Here is a 15768-nt window from a genome sequence, read left to right as displayed (position 1 = left end):
GGAGCGTCTCAAGCAGCACTTGAGGTTCAGGCTTTGCTGGGCTCAACCCAAGTGCGCCCGAGGTCGCTGGTCCAGGCATCCGCCCTGCCCAGGGCTGCTTCGGGCGTGTAGCCGGCCTTGAGGTCAGGGACGGTCAGGACCTCGCCGCCAACCACGGCGGCCAGCTCGTGGAGGTCCTTCTCCGACGCCGTGGCCGCCACCACCTGAGTGGCGGCGGCGCGACGGTTGGCGCGGAGGGTGCCGAGCACGTCCTCGTGGAAGCCGCTCGCCACGATCACCAGCGGCGCGTCCGCGGTCGCTGTCGCGAGGAGGGCGAGCAGTTCGCGGATCGACGTGACCTCGCCGTCGACCATCAGGATGCGCACGTCGAGCAGTTCCGCCTGCTCACCGGCGGTCGCGAAGTCCGGCAGCGCGTGCCCGAACCCGAACGCCGTGCCGGGGTGCTCCCTGGCCGCCTTCCCGCCGGCTCCGGGCAGGGGAAGCCGTTCGATGTCGCTCTCCGTGACGTAACGGGGCAGGTGCGCGTCGACCTCGACCGCGCCGCGCTGCGGCGGGGACTCGCCGTCGCCCTCCAGCCGGCGCCGCCGACGGGCGTCGAACAGGACCGCCACCACGAGCAGGGGGATGCCGATGGCCAGCGCGATGATCAGTCCCAGGTAGTCAGCCACGCGCCCAGCCTGCCACGCACCCAGTGCGAGGAGGCACTAGACTGTGCGGGCGCCTATAGCTCAGTTGGTAGAGCAGGGGCCTTTTAAGCCTCGGGTCGCGGGTTCGAGCCCCGCTGGGCGCACCGAAGGATCGTGGCGGGCGAGGGCTTCTCGGTGCGGATGCGTGCCACGAGCTCGGCGTACTGCTGGGGCATGCCGCTGCGGGCGACAGGTACAACCCTGCGCGTGCCCTCTGCCGGATGCACCTCGTACTGAAATCCCAGCGGACTGTGCCACACGAAGGTCATTGACCTCGGTTGCTCCACCCGCCAGTGGCCGGCGGTCTTCGCCCGGTGCACGCGTCTGCTGAGGGGTGCCAGGTTCCCGAGGCGCGTCTGCCCGGGCGCGCCCGGCTGGTACGGCACCGTGTGGTCGAGGTCGAGCCGGTGTGGTCCGCGGGTGGAGAACGGGAACGGCTCGTACGGGGCGGCCAGTTCGACGACCCTGCGCATCGACGTGGTGGGGACGTACCGGTCCTCAGCGGGGACGTTGTCGAGGTCGATGACCGGCTGCACGGTGATGTCGACCCCTCTCAGCGCCTCCGCGAGGGTGGCGGTGGTGATGTGTCCCGCCCTCTCGATCCGGGCCGCACCCTCCAGGCCGCCCAGGGCGTCGACGTGCAGGTGCACCGCGATGCCCAGCTGGGGCCGCAGCTTGTGCAGCGGGGTGGTGATGGTGCCGCAGAGGTGGCCACGGCAGCCGTGGGGGTCGTGGCGTGCCTGGTTCTCTTCGGCCGGGATCGCGTCGAGGGTTGGCTGGGCGGCCTGCTGCAGGAGGCTGAGGGCGTGGGCCGGGTTGGCCAGGACGCCCAACGCCCTGGCGCGCAGGACCTCCTTGGTGGCCTCCGGCGACTCGGCGCCCAGGATCTCGGCGATGCGCTCGACCGCTGCGTCGAGGTAGCGGGCGTCGAGGGTCTCGAGCCGCCCGGTGAGGTTCATGGTGCCCTCGTGGAGGCCCCAGACGTGCACTCCGAGCTGCGTCCGGGTCCGCCGCTCCCGTGCCGCAGTGATCTCGGGAGCCGCGTTGGCGATCTCCTTGTCCAGACGGTTGAACGCGGCGGTCCAGCCGTGGCGGTGCTGGGTACGCATCCAGCGGTCGGTGACCTGCTCGGCCACGGGCTGCGGCAGGTGCTGGCACTTGCGCGCCGCCGCACACGCCCGATCCGCGGACACCCTCAGCTCGCGCATCTCCGCGTACAGGCGCGGATGGCGGGACTTGAGGTTCACGGCGTCGGCGATCCGTCCGCCGGCAGCTGCGGGCGTGCAGCGGAGCAGCCCTGCCACCTCCAGACAGAGGAACTCCGACACGCTCGGGGCGCCGTCGCCCATCGGGATCTGCTTCTCCACGAGCACCTCGACGACGTCGTCCTCGGTGAGGTGATAGTTGGCGGCCAGCTCGGCCAGCAGCATGACCTTGCGCGCGGCCACGAGCTCGGAGAGTTGCTCCATCTCGAGGAGCTCCTTCGCGAGGGTGGCGGCGATGTCTTCCATGTGTGAATTCTACCGGAGACGGGGGCGGAATGGAACGCCTGAGCGAATCGCTGTGGACAACTATTTCGGCTCTTCCGGCCCGTGGTGCGGCGTGGCCGACCGGAGCCCTACGATTGCGAACCATGGCGAGGATCAACCCGACGGTGCGGACGTGGCTGCTCACGCTCCTGGTGGTCGGCGCCGTGCTCGGCGTGATCGCGCTGGTCGGTGGGTTCGGTCCCAGGGACACGTCGCCGTACAGGGTCGAGGCTGGCCAACAGGTCTCCCTCACCCGCTGGGACATCACGCTGCACGGCTGCGAGATCGAGCCCTCCGAGGACTCCGACGGTGGCGCCGTCGTCATCAGACTCGACGCCACGAACCGTTGGCGGGCCACCCTCGAGATGCTCGAACCGGCAGTCGGGGTGGAGTTGCCCACCGGTGAGGGCTACGGCTTCGACGGCGAGTGGTACACCACCAGGAACCTGGCCGGCGGCGGGTTCGACCCGGGCTTCGCCGCCGAGGCCAGCATCCGGCTGGAGACGGAGGAACCCCTGTGGGGCCCGGACGAGGCGATCACCGTGAGCCTGTTCGACGAGTCCTCCGACGACGGCTACCTCTCCAGCGACCGCTGGTACCCGTCCGAACTGGTGGCAGTGGTGGACCTCGTCTGCACGGTCCTGGAGGTGGAGGAGTGACACGCCCCGGGCGCATCCTCGCCTTCTTCCTGTGCCTCGTAGGCGTCGGCCTGGTCTCGATGGTGACCGACGAGTCCCAGATGGTGACCCGCTGGTACGCCGGCGAGGTCGGCGAGACCATCTCGACACCCGACTACGACGTGCGGGTCACCGAGGTCCGGCTGGCCCGGGAGGTCATCGTCCGCGACGAGCCGATGTCCACCGAGGGCGTCTGGGTGGTGGTGGAGTGGGAGGCTGCCGCCAAGCGACAGAGCGCCGCGTTCAGCCCGGTGGCACTCGTCACCGCGGACGGCACGGTGTTCCATGAGCGCGACGAGGTGGCGGGCCTGATGGGCGTGCCCAGAACCGATCCCGGGTTCACCGGGTCCGGCACGTCGGTGTTCCAGCTCCCACCGGATGCGCTCGACGACGTCGAACTCACCATCGAGCGCTCGCAGGGCTTCCTGTTCACCCATGGTGCCGGCGTGCGTGTGGCCGACGTGGTGCCGGACGACGCCGACGTTGAGGACTCGCACGTCATCGGACCGCCCACCACGGAGGTGACCCGATGAGGAGGTGGCTGCCGGCCGCGGTGGCGCTCGTATTCGCACTGGCGACGGCGGTCGGGCTCGGGCTGGTCACCTCGCACCGGCAACAGCCCATCATCATGCACTGGGCCGGCCCCGGAGAGGTCCAGGAAGTGCTGGGCATGGAGTTCGAACTCCTCAGCGTCTCGGCGGTCGAATACGAGCCGCAGGGGATCAGCGATCCCGTGCCCACCGGCGCTGTGGCGGTCGTCGCCGAGATCAGGCAGCGCGTCGGGGAGGTGCCGCTCGACCCCTATGACCTGGCCTGCGAGGTCCGGCTCCACAACGGTCCCGACTCCTGGTACCCCGACTACGACGTCGCCTACGACCTCGAACTGGAACCCGACTGCCACCGGGTCGACGGCGAGGACGTCACTGCCGGGATCGTGCGCACGATCTCCGTCGGGTGGGTGGTGCCGGAGAGCGCCCTCGACGGCGCGCGGGTCGCACTCCGGTTCTACGGCGTCGAGCGGGCCGGCATCGGCTTCTCCGCCGAGGGCTGATCCGCCGAGGGCTGATCCGCCACGACGGTGACCTGCAGGACCCTGTCGAAGGTGGCCGCGTAGAGGCAGGCCAGCAGCGGCCACGCGACCAGTTCGGCCAACAGTTCGGTCACGGCCGTGTAGCGGATGGTGACCGCCGTCGTGTTGGGCCCGATCAGCCAGATGACGGCGTCGTCCAGCCACACGCCCAGGCCGCGCCCGATGGCCGCGAGCACCAGGTAGGCGCCGAGGAGCGGGAGCCCGGCGCGCATGACCAGCCGGAAGGCCTCTACGACCGGAAGCAGCGGCTCCAGCTGGCTGGCCGCCACCCGACCCGCCACCGCGAGCGGCGTGCGCTCCTTGCGGTCGCCGAGCCGCTTCGCCCTGCCCGTGGCGCTGTCGAGGATCCCGGCGAGCCGCCCACCGGTGACGCCGCTGGTGAAGTCGTTCCAGCCCACCGTCAGTGCCGTGAGGGCCAGCCACAGCAGCGGCAGCACCACCCCTCCGAGCACGCCGGGCAGGAGCCCGGTCCAGACGAGCTGCCCCAACTCGTTGACGGCCTCGGGCAGGGTCATCCCGACGGGCAGCTGCCACCGGGGGAGGGCGTCGACGAAGCCACTCCAGGCATCGCTTCCCCAACCCCACACCCGGCGGTCCTGCAGCCAGCCGAGGATCCGCGCCCAGACCGTGTCCAGGCCGAGGAAGGCCGTGAGGATGGCCACCCCTCGCAGGAAGGTCAGCACCACGCTCAGGACCACGCCCTTGCGGCGACGCCTGAACATCAGCCCCAGCGCCGCCTGCAGCGCCCAGGCCACCACCGTGACGACGATGTAGAGCTGCCACTGCGCGAAGGAGATGGAGAAGTTGGCGGCGTCGATTCCCCACCAGGTCAGGTTGGCCGTGAACGCGCGCTGCACCTGGTCCTCGGTCAGGCCCCAGACCGCGTACAGCGCGAGGAACGGGACGACGGCCTCCACCATCACGTCGCGCCAGCGGCGCGTGGCGACGGGAGGCGCGCCGGTGCGGAGTCGGAGGTCGTCGAACGCGCGCGGGCGCCGGGTGACGGTGAACAGCATCCCGATGATGCAGACCACCCAGAAGACCATGCCGAACGCGAAGCATGCCAGTGCCGCCACCCGGTTCGGCCCGAAGAGGACCCCCAGCTGGAACGACAGCTCTCGGACGGCCCAGCCCATGGCCAACCAGGTCAGCAGCGCAGGCAGGTGGCGGCGCCACAGGCCGAAGCTGGCCTGCACGAGGCGGCCGAGCTCGTCGAGGGTCTGCATGGCCCAAAGCGTATAGCGAAGCGGTTCCTCAGCGGGTCAGCCGCCCAGCCACGACTTCTCGAACGTGGGCTCCTCTGGGTGGTGCTCGAAGCTGCGCCACCACTGGTCCGCGCCAGGGGGCAGCGCCTCCGGAGGGGAGGCGTCGACCAGACGGCGCAACTCGCCCTTGGCGCCTGCGAGCCGGGCCCCGATGCTGGCCGTGTCCGCACCGTCGGAGATCTGCTGCTCCAACTGCAGGGACTGCATGCGCAGGACGGTGATCCGCGAGGTGCGGGCCTCCTGCGCGGTCCCGAGCCCCAGCACCTCCTCGGCGGCCCGCATCCAGCCGTAGTCCATGTTGATCCGGATCAGGCCGGGGTGGACCGTCATGGCCTCGTGCACGTCCACCTCCGGGTCGATCACGATGGCGCCGGCGGAGTGGGCGTAGGCCAGCTCGTCACGCGTGGCCTCGTCGATGAGGATTTCCATCGAGCGGGTGACCACCGTGAACAGGTCAGCATCAGCCATGGACTGGCGGGCCGAGACGCCGGTCGACTGCGAACTGATCACGTAGGTGCGCTCGGAGCGGAACTGTCCGATCGCGAGCTCGGCGGGCAGGTTCTCGCGCGCCCCGCCGTCGACGTAGGTGTCGCGTCCGAGGGGGACCGGGCGGAACACGGCCGGGATGGAGCAGGAGGCGAGCACCCCGGTGGCGAGGTTGTGCGGCCTGTCGTCGATGAGTCGGTCGGTGCGGTCGACGATCCGGCCGTCCTCGCGCATGTAGTGCAGCTGTCCGGACTCGAGCGAGACCATCGCGATCCGCATGGTGTTTCCCGAGGCGGCCACGCGGTCGCCGTCGAAGACCTCCTTGTCCAGGAGGCGCGCCAGCATGGGGCCGGGCCGGTACATGGAGCGGGTCTGCTCCATCCCGAGCCGGATCGTGGCGAGGTCCGTCCCGATCCGGGGCAGCGACCCGAGGTGACCCATGATCGTGGCCAGGTCCGCCAGCGACCACTCCGCGTGCAGGTCCTCGTCAGGTGTGAGCGCCAGTTCGAGCGGGTCGATGGGCGACGGTGGACTGGCTGGGCTGGCGGCCGAATGCTCCGGCCGGCGCCGGAACGGCAGTCTGGCCGCGAAGGACCGGGTGGGCGGCTCGACCTGCTCCGGGGGATCGACGATCTGCAACCACAGCGGCATCTCCTGCTTGGCGCGCGCCATCCACGGCCGAGGCATGAACATGTCCTCCGACCTGGTCATTCCCAACCAGATGTCGCGCAGCAGTTCCGCGTAGGCCTGCTGCTCCTGGGCGTTGCCGCCCTGGGCGAGCGCGGCGGCGAGGATCGCCCCGGCCGACGTGCCGACGAAGATGGTGGGCCTGAACTTGGGGTCGTGCTCATAGAGCCAGGCCAGCGCCCCGAGCTGGAAGCTCGCCCGGGAACCCCCGCCGGAGAGCACGCAGGCCACCGTCTCCTCGTGGGGGGTGAATCCGAATAGCGGAAGTCCCAGCCAGCCCGTCCTTGCCATGCGTGGGAGTCTAGTGGCGTGACAACCGAGACCAGGCCCGATCTGACCCGCTACGGCTGGCTCGCCGTCGCGACGGCAGTGTTCACCATCGCGCTGAAGGCCGGGGCGTACCTGCTAACCGGCTCAGCCGGCCTGCTCGCCGATGCCGCCGAGTCGATCGTGAACCTGGTGGCCGCGATCGTGGCGCTCGTCGCGCTCAAGGTGGCGGCCAAGCCGGCGGACAAGAACCACCACTTCGGCCACACCAAGGCGGAGTACTTCTCCGCCGCGGTCGAGGGCATCATGATCTTCGTCGCGGCCGCCTCGATCATCGTGTTCGCGGTCATCCGGCTGTTCGACCCGCGCCCCCTCGAGCAACTCGGCCTCGGCATCGCCATCTCACTGGTGGCGACCCTGGCCAACGGCGTCGTCGGCGTCACCCTGATGCGCGCCGGTCGTCGGCACAACTCGATCACGCTGCGCGCCGACGGCAAGCACCTGATGACCGACGTCTACACCTCCGTGGGCGTGGCCATCGGGATCCTGCTGGTGATGCTCACCGGATGGACCATCCTGGACCCGCTGCTGGCCATCGGGGTCGGCCTCAACATCCTGTGGGCCGGTTACGGGCTCGTGAAGGAGTCCACCGAGGGGCTGATGGACATCTCGCTGCCGAAGGAGGAGAACCAGCGGCTGCGCGAGATCCTGGACGCGCACACCTCGGAGACCATGGCCTTCCACGCCATCCGCACCCGGGAGTCGGGGACCCGCAAGTTCATGGAGATGCACATGCTGGTTCCCGGCGCGTGGACGGTTCAGCAGGGCCACGACGCGATGGAGGACCTGGTGGGCGAGATCCGCCAGGAGTTCCCGGACCTGTGGGTCACCGGTCACCTGGAGCCCATCGAGGACCCCCGCAGCTACGAGGACATGGACTACGACTACTAGAGGTGCCGGGCCGGTCCACCGGGGCGCGTGACCAGGGTGGTGGCGCGTCCGGCCACCTCTGGGAACTCCGAGACGTAGCGGGTGAGCCAATCGGTGGCGAAGGCCTCAGCGTCGGCGGTGCGGGTGAGCGCCCACACCGAGCCGCCGAAGCCGGCACCGAAACCGGCAGAACCGTCGGCCCCCAGTTCGCGCGCCAACGCCTGCAGGCGGTTGGTCTCCGGGATCTGGTTGCCGAGCACCTCGTCGGCGTTGCGCTGCGAGAGGTCCGCCAGGCGGCCGAACTCGGACAGGTCGCCGGCGGCCAGTGCCCGGGTGGCGGCGGGGATGACCTCCTCGGACTCCGTGAGGAAGGCCCGCAGCCTGGCGGTCAGGTCGGGGGAGTGCGAGACCACCGCGCGCAGGCCCTCGAGCGCGTCCTCGTCGGAGGCCAGGGCGTCGGCGATGACGGTGTCCGCGCGCCCGGTGGCGGTGTTCCAGGCGGCGATGATGTCGCGCGTCTGCTGCGACGCCCTGTTGTACGACGCGAGCGCCGTCCCGGTCTTCTCGGCCAGGACCCCCGAGACGGCGACGACGAACGACCACTCCGGGCGGAACGGCACCGACTCGTGCTCGACGATGGGGCAGAAGGAGAACTGGGTGAGCTGGTCCGGCCGGCAGCACAGCATCGCCGTGTGGTCCTCCGAGCCGCCGAAGGTCCCCACGCCCCGAACGCCCTCGAGCGTGCCGAAGGTCATGCCGTTCTCGAAGCAGGCCATGTAGCCCGCGAGGTCGATCGCGGAGGTGATGTTCTCCTTCCACTGCGGCGTCTCCCGGAAGCCGTTGTGGTCGACCAGGGAAAGGGCCATCGCCACGACCAGCGCGGAGGAGGAAGACATCCCGCTGGCCAGCGGCAGGTCCGAGTCGATCTCGAGACGCGCCGGCCTCAGTTCGCCGAAGTTCAGCGCCAGCCTGTCCACCACGGCCTGGAGGTAGCCGCCCCAGTGGCCGGTGGGCAGGTCCAGGCGGTCGCCTGGGTGCAGCACGAGGACGTCCGGGCTGGCCGACGTGGTGGCCGAGATCCCCTCGCCGTTGTCGTCGAGGATGATCGTGATGCCGCGGTCCACGGCAGCCAGGAGGGACCGGCCGCCTGCGTAGTCGGTGTGCTTGCCGAGCACCTCGAGGCGGCCGGGGACGAACATCTGTGTCACAAGTTGGCCTCGCGGTCCCCGAGGGCCTCGACGACGGATGCGATGTCACCGCGGTTGGACATGTCCAGCACGCCGACGTTGGCCCGGACCACCCGGTAGGGGTCCCCGGCATCGATGGCCGCGCGGACGGCGTCGGTGATCTCGTACTCGCCGCGGGCGGACTTCGGGATCGACTTGGCGGCGGGGAAGATCGCGGGCCCGCACAGCCAGCAGTTCATGGACAGCACCGCGTCGTCGCCCAGCCGCTCGACGGTGGCGTCGTCGGGCTTCTCGACGAGCTCGTCGAGGTTGCCCTCGGCATCGGCCGTGGCCAGGGCGAAGGCCTTGATGCGCTCCGGGTCGATGTTGGACTCGCTCAGCATCGCCTCGCGCTCGAACCCGACCAGGGCCGAGCCCGGGACGTCGGCGAGCTGGCGCAGCGCCTCGGCCGGGTAGTAGTTGTCCGAGTTGATCACCAGCACGCGGTCGTCGCCGGCGAACTCCTCGGCGGCCAGGAGGGCGTTGGCGGTGCCGAGCGGCTCCTCCTGGATGGCGTAGCTGATGCTCAGGCGCGACTTGTCGATGTTGTCGTAGTAGTCGCGGATCATGTCGTGCTCCGGACCGATGACGAGGCAGACCTGGGTGAACCCGGCGTCGCCGAGGGCGGACATGACGTGGTCCAGGAACGGACGACCCACGGAGATCATTGCCTTCACGCCGGCGGAGGCGGCCTTCGACTGCTCGTCGCTCAGCTCGACGCCGTCGGCCTCCTTGCGCATTCGCGAGCCGAGGCCGCGGGCCAGGATGACAGCTTTGGTGGGGGGTGCGATGGTGTCAGGTGCCATGGCCCCCACCCTATTGGTCAGTCGTGGTCGGCGGAAAGTGTGGACACCAGCAGTGACGCGGAGACCGCGCCCGGGTCCAGGTGGCCGATGCTGCGCTCGCCCAGGTAGCTCGCCCGGCCGCGCCTGGCCACCAGCGGCCGGGTGCTTTCCGCACCTTCCTGCGCTGCTGCGACGGCCTCGCCGATCGCGTCCTGCAGGTCGACGTCGGCCGCGACCGACGCCTCGAGGCTCTCGATGGTCGGTGCGAGGGTGTCCACCATCGTCGCGTCACCCACCTCGGCCTTGCCGCGGGCGACCACTCCCTCCAGTCCGAGGCGCATCGCGCGGGCGAGGGAGGCGGTGCTCACCGGGGAGCCCCAGGCCTGCCCGGCGCGCAGGAAGAAAGTCCCGAACAGCGGTCCGGAGGCGCCACCGACGTTGCTGACCAGCGCCATGCCGACGTGCTTGATGTTCCGGGCAGGGGAGTCGTCGGCGACGACGCTGTCGAGCGCCGCGCGGAAGCCGCGCAGCATGTTGGTGCCGTGGTCGCCGTCCCCTACTGCACGATCGAGTTCGTCAAGCTCCGCGGCGTGCTCCTCGAGCACTGCAGTGGCTCGCTCGAGCCAGTCGCGGATCACGTCGTTGTCGGTTGTCATCCGGCATTCCTCCTCCGGGCCGTTCCAGGCCGCGGCAAGTCTATCGAGGTTGTCAGTGGGCGATCGCACTCACGGCCTGAGGCCGCGCAGGAAGTCCTCGTCGCCGTCCGGGCCCTGGTCCCTCGGCAACCGACGCGGGTCCTCGCCCGTGGGGCGTCCCCACATCAGCCAGGCCAACGGGCCGATCACCGGCAGGCAGATCACGGTGAAGGCCCACAGCCACTTCGGCATCTTCCGGACGCGGTAGGTGTGCGACTGGGCCAATTCCACGATGCAGTAGATCGTCAGGGCGACGATCACGACGACAATGAGTACCCGGGTCACGCCGCCAGCCTACCTGCCGCAGCCGTGCGAACGAATCCCGCTCGGGGCGGCGGGTGCTACCTTCGGGGTGTTTGCAGCTGCGCTCGGTTCGGCAGGGAGGACGCGAATGAGCAACCCGTACGACGCCCATGGCCCCGGTGGCCCGGGTCCCTCGTTCGAACCCACCGGCTACGGCCACCACGGCACCCCGTCGCCGCGACCGTCGCCGACCACCAACCTCTACGGCCAGAGCGTTGACCCGTACGCCCAGCCGAGCCCCTACGGCAGCTACGGAGCCATGTCCTACAGGGTGCAGTCCTACCCGCAGGCGCCCGCGAAGTCCAAGGTGGCGGCCGCGCTGCTCGCGTTCTTCCTGGGGGGAATCGGAGCACACTCCTTCTACCTCGGCAGGACGGCCCTCGGCCTCGGACACCTCGCGCTGGCCGTCATCAGCTTCCTGCTGATGATCGGCGGCGTGGTGGGCGCAGGCAGCACGCAGGTCGACAGCCTCCTGCTGATGGCCGGTCTCGGGTACCTCCTGTCGGCCGCCAACAGCCTGTGGGCCCTGGTCGACTTCATCATCATCCTGGCCAAGCCCGAGTCGGAGCTCGGGCGCTGAGCGTGGAGGCTGCGTGGGCCGCCGGGGCCGTCGCCCGGATGCTGGAGGGCGGTCCCGCGCTCTGGCTGGCACCCGGCGTGCCACCGGAACTGCCCGCCGACGTCGGCGCCGTCGTGGCCACCTCGGGCTCCACCGGGGACTCCAAGCCAGTGGTGCTGTCCCGCACCGCGCTCCGGTCCGCGGCGGCCTCGTCGCAGCAGCGGCTGGGCGCCCCCCTCACCTGGCATCTCGCGCTGGCGCCGCACTACGTCGCGGGTCTGATGGTCCTGGTGCGCTCGCACGCCGCCGGCCGGAGCCCCGTCCTGGGCGCCACCGACCTCTCGGACGCGCGATCCACCGGCGAGGGTGATGCGCTGTCCATCGTGCCGACGCAACTCCACCGCGCCCTGCGGTCCGCGACCGTGACGGCACGGCTGGCCGGGTTCGACGCCGTCCTCGTCGGCGGGGCCGCCCTGGGCAGGGAACTCAGGGAGCGGGCCGAGGCGGCCGGGATCAGGATCATCGAGACCTATGGCATGAGCGAGACGTGCGGCGGCTGCGTCTGGGACGGGGTCCCGCTGCCCGGCGTCGAGGTACGGATCGTGCCCGACGCGCGCGCGCCGGAGGGGAGCGGCCGGATCGCCCTGGGCGGACAGATGCTGTTCGACGGCTACCTGGGTGGCGAGGCGCCGGCGGGGGAGTTCCTGACCGGGGACTTCGGCACCTTCGACGGCACCCACCTCGTGGTGGGGGGCCGGCTCGACGACGTCGTCATCACCGGCGGGGTGAACGTCGATCTCGGCCGGATCCGCAGGGCGGTGGAAGCACGCGAGCCGGACGCTGCCGTGCTCGCGGTCCCGGACGAGGAGTGGGGCGTCCGGATCGTGCTGTTCGCAACCCACGGCGACCTCGGCGCGTGGCGGGGCGCGCTCGCGGCGGACCTCCCCAGGAGCGCACTGCCGCGTCAGTTCGTGCTGGTCGACTCCCTGCCGCGCACCGCGGGTGGCAAACCGGACCGCTCCGCTCTCCTAGAGTGGGTCCAATCATGAGAGACACCATCAACGTCTGGGTGGCCGGCGCGCGCCCGAACACCTTGCCCGCGGCGCTCGCGCCCGTCCTCGCCGGTGCCGCGGTGCCCGCCTTCTCCGGCGTGTACGACTGGCCGCTGGCGCTCCTGTGCTTCCTCGTGGCCCTCGGCCTCCAGATCGGCGTCAACTACGCCAACGACTACTCCGACGGCGTGCGCGGCACCGACGACGACCGAGTGGGTCCGGTCCGCCTCGTCGCCTCCGGCCTTGCCAGCGGCGCAGCTGTGAAGCGGGCCGCGTTCATCTGCTTCGGCGTCGCCGCCGTGGCTGGCTTGGTCATCGTGGCCGTCACCGGCCACTGGTGGTTGGTGGCCGTCGGCCTGGTGTGCATCCTCGCCGCGTGGTTCTACACCGGCGGCAAGCGGCCCTACGGCTACCTGGGTCTCGGCGAGCTGTTCGTGTTCGTGTTCTTCGGCCTGGTGGCCGTCTCCGGCACCGCCTACGTCATCGGCGACGCCGTGCCCCCGGCGACGTGGGCCGCCGCCTGCGCCATCGGCCTGCTGGCCAGCGCGCTGCTGGTGGTCAACAACCTCCGGGACCTGGAGCGCGACAGGGACGCCGGCAAGCTGACCCTCGCGACCCGCCTCGGCGACGCCGGCACCCGCTGGTTCTACGTCGCCCTGGTCGCGCTCGCGGCCGTGTCGGTGGTGGTCTTCGCGGCCCTGACCACGTGGGCCGCGCTGATCGCGCTGCTGGCCTTCGGGATGGCGTTCGCGCCGCTCAGCCGGATGCTCGGCGGTGCCACGGGAACCGCCCTGATCCCGCTGCTGCGCGGCACCAGCATGACCGAGCTCGGCGTGGGCCTGGGCCTGCTCGTCGGCACCTTCGCGGGCTGAGCCCGGTGCTGCCGTGATCGTCTACGACATCGCACTCACCACGCGCTTCCGGGGGATCACCCGCAGGCAGGGCGTCCTCCTGGAGGGGCCGGCCGGGTGGGGCGAGTGGAGCCCGTTCCCCGAGTATGACGACGCCGTGGCCGCCCGCTGGCTGGCGGCCGCGCTGGAGGCCGCCGAGGTCGGGTTCCCCACCCCCGTCCGCAGCAGCGTGCCCGTGAACGCGATCGTCCCCGCCGTCGGCCCAGAGCAGGCCGCTGCGAGGGTGCGGCAGGCGGGTTGCCGGACCGCGAAGGTGAAGGTCGCCCAGAGCGGTGAGCGACTCGGCGACGACGTGGCCCGCGTGGCGGCGGTGCGCGAGGCCCTCGGGCCCGACGGGCTGGTGCGCGTGGACGCCAACGCGGCCTGGGACGTCGCCGGTGCGCTGGAGGCGCTGCGCGAGCTCTCGCAGTTCGGGCTCGAGTACGCCGAGCAGCCGTGCCGCAGCGTCGAGGAGCTGCGGCAACTGCGTCGCGGCCTCGACGCCGCGGGGATCGCCGTGCCGATCGCCGCCGACGAGTCCATCCGGCGGGCGGTCGACCCCCTCGCAGTGAGGGACATCGTCGACGTCGCCATCCTCAAGGCGCAGCCCCTCGGCGGGGTCCGCGCCGCGCTCGAACTGGCCGAACGCCTCGGGCTGCCAGCGGTGGTCTCGAGCGCGCTGGAGACCTCGGTCGGCCTGCGCGCCGGCGTGGCACTGGCAGCCGCGCTCCCGGAACTCTCGCACGCCTGCGGCCTCGAGACCGCGTCACTGCTCCTCGACGACGTCGCCCACGACCCCCTGCGGGCCGTCGACGGCGAGCTGCCGGTTCGGGGGCTGCACGTGGACCGGGACGCGCTCGCACGGGTCGCGGCGGCCCCCGAGGTGGCACTCTGGTGGCGGCAACGGCTGGGGCGCGCGGCCGCGCTGCTCGGCAGGCCTGACTTGGAGGAATTGTGAACTCACCACTGCTGGGAGCGGTCGTCGTGGAGACGTTGGCCGCCTGCGGTGCCACCGACGTCGTGCTCGCCCCCGGTTCCCGCAACGCGCCCCTGTCCCTGGCCCTGCACGCGGCCGACGCGGCCGGCCGGCTGCGCCTCCACGTGCGCGTCGACGAGCGCGTCGCCGCCTTCACCGCCCTCGGCCTGGCGAAGGCGTCGGGGCGCCCGGTGGCCGTGGTGACCACCTCGGGAACCGCCGTCGCCAACCTCGCCCCGGCCGCGATGGAGGCACGGGCGGCCGGTGTCCCGCTGCTGCTCGTCACGGCGGACCGGCCGGCCGAGGCCGTCGGCACCGGCGCCAACCAGACCACGGACCAGGTGGGCGTCCTCGGTCCCTCCGCGCTGGGGGTGCTGCGGTTGTCCGCGGCCTCCGGCAGCGTCGAGGCCTGGACCGCGGCCGTGCAGCGCGCCCACGTGCTCGCAGCCGGGGTGCGGACCCGGCGCCCCGGCCCGGTGCAGCTGAACGTGGAGTTCCCCTCGCCGCACGTCGGGCCCGTCCCGGACGTGGAGGTGCGCGTGGCGGAGGTCTCCGGGAGCGTCGGCGCCACCGTCGTCGAGCTGGACGAGCGCCCCACCGTGGTGCTCGTCGGTGATGCCGGCGCCGCCGTCGGCACGGAGGCGCGCGCGGCGGCGGAACTCGCGGGCGCACCCCTGTTCGCCGAACCCTCGAGCAACGCCCGCGCCGGTGGGAACGCGGTTGCCGGCTACCGACTGCTGCTGGAGTCGGAGCTCGGCGGGCGCATCGAGCGCGTGGTCTGCTTCGGGCACCCGACGCTGTCGCGGCCGGTGACCCGCCTGCTGTCGCGGCCCGACGTGGAACTCGTGGTGGTCAGCGACCGGGCCGACTGGTTCGACGTCGGGTCCCGTGCATCGGTGGTGGCGGACCGGGTCCTCCTGACGGGCCAGCCGGAGGGCTGGCTCGCGCAGTGGCTCGCCGCCGACGAGGCGCTCCCGGCCCGTGGCGGTCCCGGCCTCGACCGGGCCGCCGTCGTCGCCGGCGTGCTCGGCAGCGTCGCGCCGGGCGACAACCTGTTCCTGGGCTCCAGCCAGACCATCCGCGACGCCGACCTGGCGCCGATCGCCCCGCACCCGATCCGGACCTGGGCCAACCGTGGGCTCGCCGGCATCGACGGCACGCTCGCGACCGCCACCGGGGTCGCGCTCGCCACCGGCAGACCGACCACGGTGCTGCTCGGCGACCTGACGCTGCAGCACGACCTCGGGGCCCTGGTCCACCCCGCCCAGGAGCCTGCGGCCGACCTCAGGGTGGTGGTGGCCGACGACGACGGTGGTGCCATCTTCGAGACGCTCGAGCAGGGCGCCCCCGCCTACGCGCCGGCCTTCGAACGCGTCTTCGGAACCCCGCAGGGCCTCGACCTGGCGGCCGTCGGTGCGGCTCTCGGCTGGCGGGCCACGACGGTCGGCACGCCCGAGGAGCTGGAGGCGGCGCTGGCCGCCCGGGTGCAGGGTCGCCAACTCGTGGTGGCGAGGATCCCGCGGACCGGGGTCACAAGGAGCTGAGGTCGTGGCGCCTCAGGATGCGGGGGAACCCGAGCCAGACGTTGGAGGTCGGTCTCCTCGGCCCGAGCACCGCCTGCACGCCCTCGAACCGGGTCTCTGTCCTCACCTCGACCGCCATGCG

Annotated in this window: 18 protein-coding genes and 1 tRNA gene; 10 read left to right on the top strand and 9 right to left on the bottom strand. The window is 71.6% G+C overall.

Features of this window, described 5'->3' with window-relative positions; genetic code table 11:
- Positions 1 to 26: 26 nt before the first annotated feature.
- Positions 27 to 668: a hypothetical protein gene (locus tag FOJ82_RS03805; protein ID WP_143937090.1), complete on the bottom strand. Its 642-nt coding sequence runs from the start codon at positions 666 to 668 to the stop codon at positions 27 to 29.
- Between the two features lie 49 nt (positions 669 to 717).
- Here FOJ82_RS03805 and FOJ82_RS03800 point away from each other — a divergent pair.
- A tRNA-Lys gene (locus FOJ82_RS03800) sits at positions 718 to 790 on the top strand.
- Here the strand turns inward: FOJ82_RS03800 and FOJ82_RS17005 are convergent.
- Positions 752 to 2035 (bottom strand): DUF222 domain-containing protein, encoded by a 1284-nt coding sequence (locus FOJ82_RS17005; protein WP_425472474.1) that lies wholly within the window; start codon positions 2033 to 2035, stop codon positions 752 to 754. The genes FOJ82_RS03800 and FOJ82_RS17005 overlap by 39 nt on opposite strands.
- A gap of 284 nt (positions 2036 to 2319) precedes the next feature.
- Between FOJ82_RS17005 and FOJ82_RS03790 the strand changes: the two genes are divergently transcribed.
- The 3 genes from FOJ82_RS03790 to FOJ82_RS03780 are packed head-to-tail and all read left to right on the top strand — an operon-like array spanning position 2320 to position 3943.
- On the top strand, positions 2320 to 2874 hold the full coding sequence (locus FOJ82_RS03790; protein ID WP_143937088.1) for a hypothetical protein: 555 nt from the start codon (positions 2320 to 2322) through the stop codon (positions 2872 to 2874).
- The gene (locus FOJ82_RS03785; RefSeq protein ID WP_143937087.1) at positions 2871 to 3425 is read left to right on the top strand and encodes a hypothetical protein; all 555 of its coding nucleotides are present in this window, start codon (positions 2871 to 2873) and stop codon (positions 3423 to 3425) included. The genes FOJ82_RS03790 and FOJ82_RS03785 overlap by 4 nt, the downstream gene beginning before the upstream one ends.
- On the top strand, positions 3422 to 3943 hold the full coding sequence (locus tag FOJ82_RS03780; RefSeq protein WP_143937086.1) for a hypothetical protein: 522 nt from the start codon (positions 3422 to 3424) through the stop codon (positions 3941 to 3943). The genes FOJ82_RS03785 and FOJ82_RS03780 overlap by 4 nt, the downstream gene beginning before the upstream one ends.
- Here the strand turns inward: FOJ82_RS03780 and FOJ82_RS03775 are convergent.
- On the bottom strand, positions 3898 to 5208 hold the full coding sequence (locus FOJ82_RS03775) for a hypothetical protein (protein WP_143937085.1): 1311 nt from the start codon (positions 5206 to 5208) through the stop codon (positions 3898 to 3900). The two genes, FOJ82_RS03780 and FOJ82_RS03775, sit on opposite strands and share 46 nt — an antisense overlap.
- Before the next feature lie 36 nt (positions 5209 to 5244).
- Positions 5245 to 6711 (bottom strand): patatin-like phospholipase family protein, encoded by a 1467-nt coding sequence (locus FOJ82_RS03770; RefSeq protein ID WP_143937084.1) that lies wholly within the window; start codon positions 6709 to 6711, stop codon positions 5245 to 5247.
- An 18-nt stretch (positions 6712 to 6729) separates the two neighbouring features.
- Between FOJ82_RS03770 and FOJ82_RS03765 the strand changes: the two genes are divergently transcribed.
- Positions 6730 to 7638: a cation diffusion facilitator family transporter gene (locus FOJ82_RS03765; RefSeq protein WP_143937083.1), complete on the top strand. Its 909-nt coding sequence runs from the start codon at positions 6730 to 6732 to the stop codon at positions 7636 to 7638.
- On the opposite strand, the gene FOJ82_RS03760 is transcribed toward FOJ82_RS03765, so the two are convergent.
- The 4 genes from FOJ82_RS03760 to FOJ82_RS03745 all read right to left on the bottom strand — a co-directional run bounded on the left by FOJ82_RS03760 (position 7635) and on the right by FOJ82_RS03745 (position 10608).
- Entirely contained in the window at positions 7635 to 8825 is a 1191-nt protein-coding gene (locus FOJ82_RS03760; RefSeq protein ID WP_143937082.1) for a GHMP family kinase ATP-binding protein, read from the bottom strand. The genes FOJ82_RS03765 and FOJ82_RS03760 overlap by 4 nt on opposite strands.
- Positions 8822 to 9649, bottom strand: a complete 828-nt coding sequence (locus FOJ82_RS03755) for a nucleotidyltransferase family protein (RefSeq protein ID WP_143937081.1) — start codon at positions 9647 to 9649, stop codon at positions 8822 to 8824. The genes FOJ82_RS03760 and FOJ82_RS03755 overlap by 4 nt, the downstream gene beginning before the upstream one ends.
- Positions 9650 to 9666: 17 nt before the next feature.
- Positions 9667 to 10284 (bottom strand): dihydroxyacetone kinase subunit DhaL, encoded by a 618-nt coding sequence (gene dhaL / locus FOJ82_RS03750; RefSeq protein ID WP_143937080.1) that lies wholly within the window; start codon positions 10282 to 10284, stop codon positions 9667 to 9669.
- A gap of 69 nt (positions 10285 to 10353) precedes the next feature.
- Positions 10354 to 10608, bottom strand: coding sequence for a PLD nuclease N-terminal domain-containing protein (locus tag FOJ82_RS03745; protein WP_143937079.1), 255 nt, complete (start codon positions 10606 to 10608; stop codon positions 10354 to 10356).
- A gap of 106 nt (positions 10609 to 10714) precedes the next feature.
- Here FOJ82_RS03745 and FOJ82_RS03740 point away from each other — a divergent pair, with 106 nt between their 5' ends.
- Genes FOJ82_RS03740 through menD form a run of 5 tightly spaced genes read left to right on the top strand, consistent with a single transcriptional unit; the run spans position 10715 to position 15647 of the window.
- Positions 10715 to 11206: a TM2 domain-containing protein gene (locus FOJ82_RS03740; RefSeq protein WP_221933005.1), complete on the top strand. Its 492-nt coding sequence runs from the start codon at positions 10715 to 10717 to the stop codon at positions 11204 to 11206.
- A gap of 2 nt (positions 11207 to 11208) precedes the next feature.
- The gene (locus FOJ82_RS03735; protein WP_143937078.1) at positions 11209 to 12234 is read left to right on the top strand and encodes an AMP-binding protein; all 1026 of its coding nucleotides are present in this window, start codon (positions 11209 to 11211) and stop codon (positions 12232 to 12234) included.
- Positions 12231 to 13109, top strand: coding sequence for a 1,4-dihydroxy-2-naphthoate polyprenyltransferase (locus FOJ82_RS03730; RefSeq protein WP_143937077.1), 879 nt, complete (start codon positions 12231 to 12233; stop codon positions 13107 to 13109). Before FOJ82_RS03735 ends, FOJ82_RS03730 begins: the two co-directional genes overlap by 4 nt.
- A 13-nt stretch (positions 13110 to 13122) precedes the next feature.
- A complete protein-coding gene (locus FOJ82_RS03725; RefSeq protein WP_143937076.1) occupies positions 13123 to 14085 on the top strand; it encodes an o-succinylbenzoate synthase in 963 nt (320 codons plus the stop codon).
- Positions 14082 to 15647, top strand: coding sequence for a 2-succinyl-5-enolpyruvyl-6-hydroxy-3-cyclohexene-1-carboxylic-acid synthase (menD, locus tag FOJ82_RS03720; protein ID WP_246099730.1), 1566 nt, complete (start codon positions 14082 to 14084; stop codon positions 15645 to 15647). The genes FOJ82_RS03725 and menD overlap by 4 nt, the downstream gene beginning before the upstream one ends.
- Here the strand turns inward: menD and FOJ82_RS16845 are convergent.
- Complete coding sequence (locus FOJ82_RS16845) at positions 15634 to 15765, bottom strand: hypothetical protein (RefSeq protein WP_281279921.1); 132 nt, start codon at positions 15763 to 15765, stop codon at positions 15634 to 15636. The genes menD and FOJ82_RS16845 overlap by 14 nt on opposite strands.
- Between the last annotated feature and the right edge of the window lie 3 nt (positions 15766 to 15768).

The organism is Tessaracoccus rhinocerotis, from assembly GCF_007197885.1.
Taxonomy (GTDB): domain Bacteria; phylum Actinomycetota; class Actinomycetes; order Propionibacteriales; family Propionibacteriaceae; genus Arachnia; species Arachnia rhinocerotis.
Note: the sequence above shows the minus strand (reverse complement) of the source record. Positions and strands in the feature narration are given on the sequence as shown.

Bases quoted from the DNA above. Each gene is read 5' to 3' on its own strand.
- FOJ82_RS03780 (WP_143937086.1), top strand. From the start codon at position 3,422: ATGAGGAGGTGGCTGCCGGCCGCGGTGGCGCTCGTATTCGCACTGGCG.
- FOJ82_RS03755 (WP_143937081.1), bottom strand. From the start codon at position 9,649: ATGGCACCTGACACCATCGCACCCCCCACCAAAGCTGTCATCCTGGCC.
- FOJ82_RS03770 (WP_143937084.1), bottom strand. From the start codon at position 6,711: ATGGCAAGGACGGGCTGGCTGGGACTTCCGCTATTCGGATTCACCCCC.
- FOJ82_RS16845 (WP_281279921.1), bottom strand. From the start codon at position 15,765: ATGGCGGTCGAGGTGAGGACAGAGACCCGGTTCGAGGGCGTGCAGGCG.
- FOJ82_RS17005 (WP_425472474.1), bottom strand. From the start codon at position 2,035: ATGGGCGACGGCGCCCCGAGCGTGTCGGAGTTCCTCTGTCTGGAGGTG.
- FOJ82_RS03775 (WP_143937085.1), bottom strand. From the start codon at position 5,208: ATGCAGACCCTCGACGAGCTCGGCCGCCTCGTGCAGGCCAGCTTCGGC.
- dhaL (WP_143937080.1), bottom strand. From the start codon at position 10,284: ATGACAACCGACAACGACGTGATCCGCGACTGGCTCGAGCGAGCCACT.
- FOJ82_RS03730 (WP_143937077.1), top strand. From the start codon at position 12,231: ATGAGAGACACCATCAACGTCTGGGTGGCCGGCGCGCGCCCGAACACC.
- FOJ82_RS03740 (WP_221933005.1), top strand. From the start codon at position 10,715: ATGAGCAACCCGTACGACGCCCATGGCCCCGGTGGCCCGGGTCCCTCG.
- FOJ82_RS03790 (WP_143937088.1), top strand. From the start codon at position 2,320: ATGGCGAGGATCAACCCGACGGTGCGGACGTGGCTGCTCACGCTCCTG.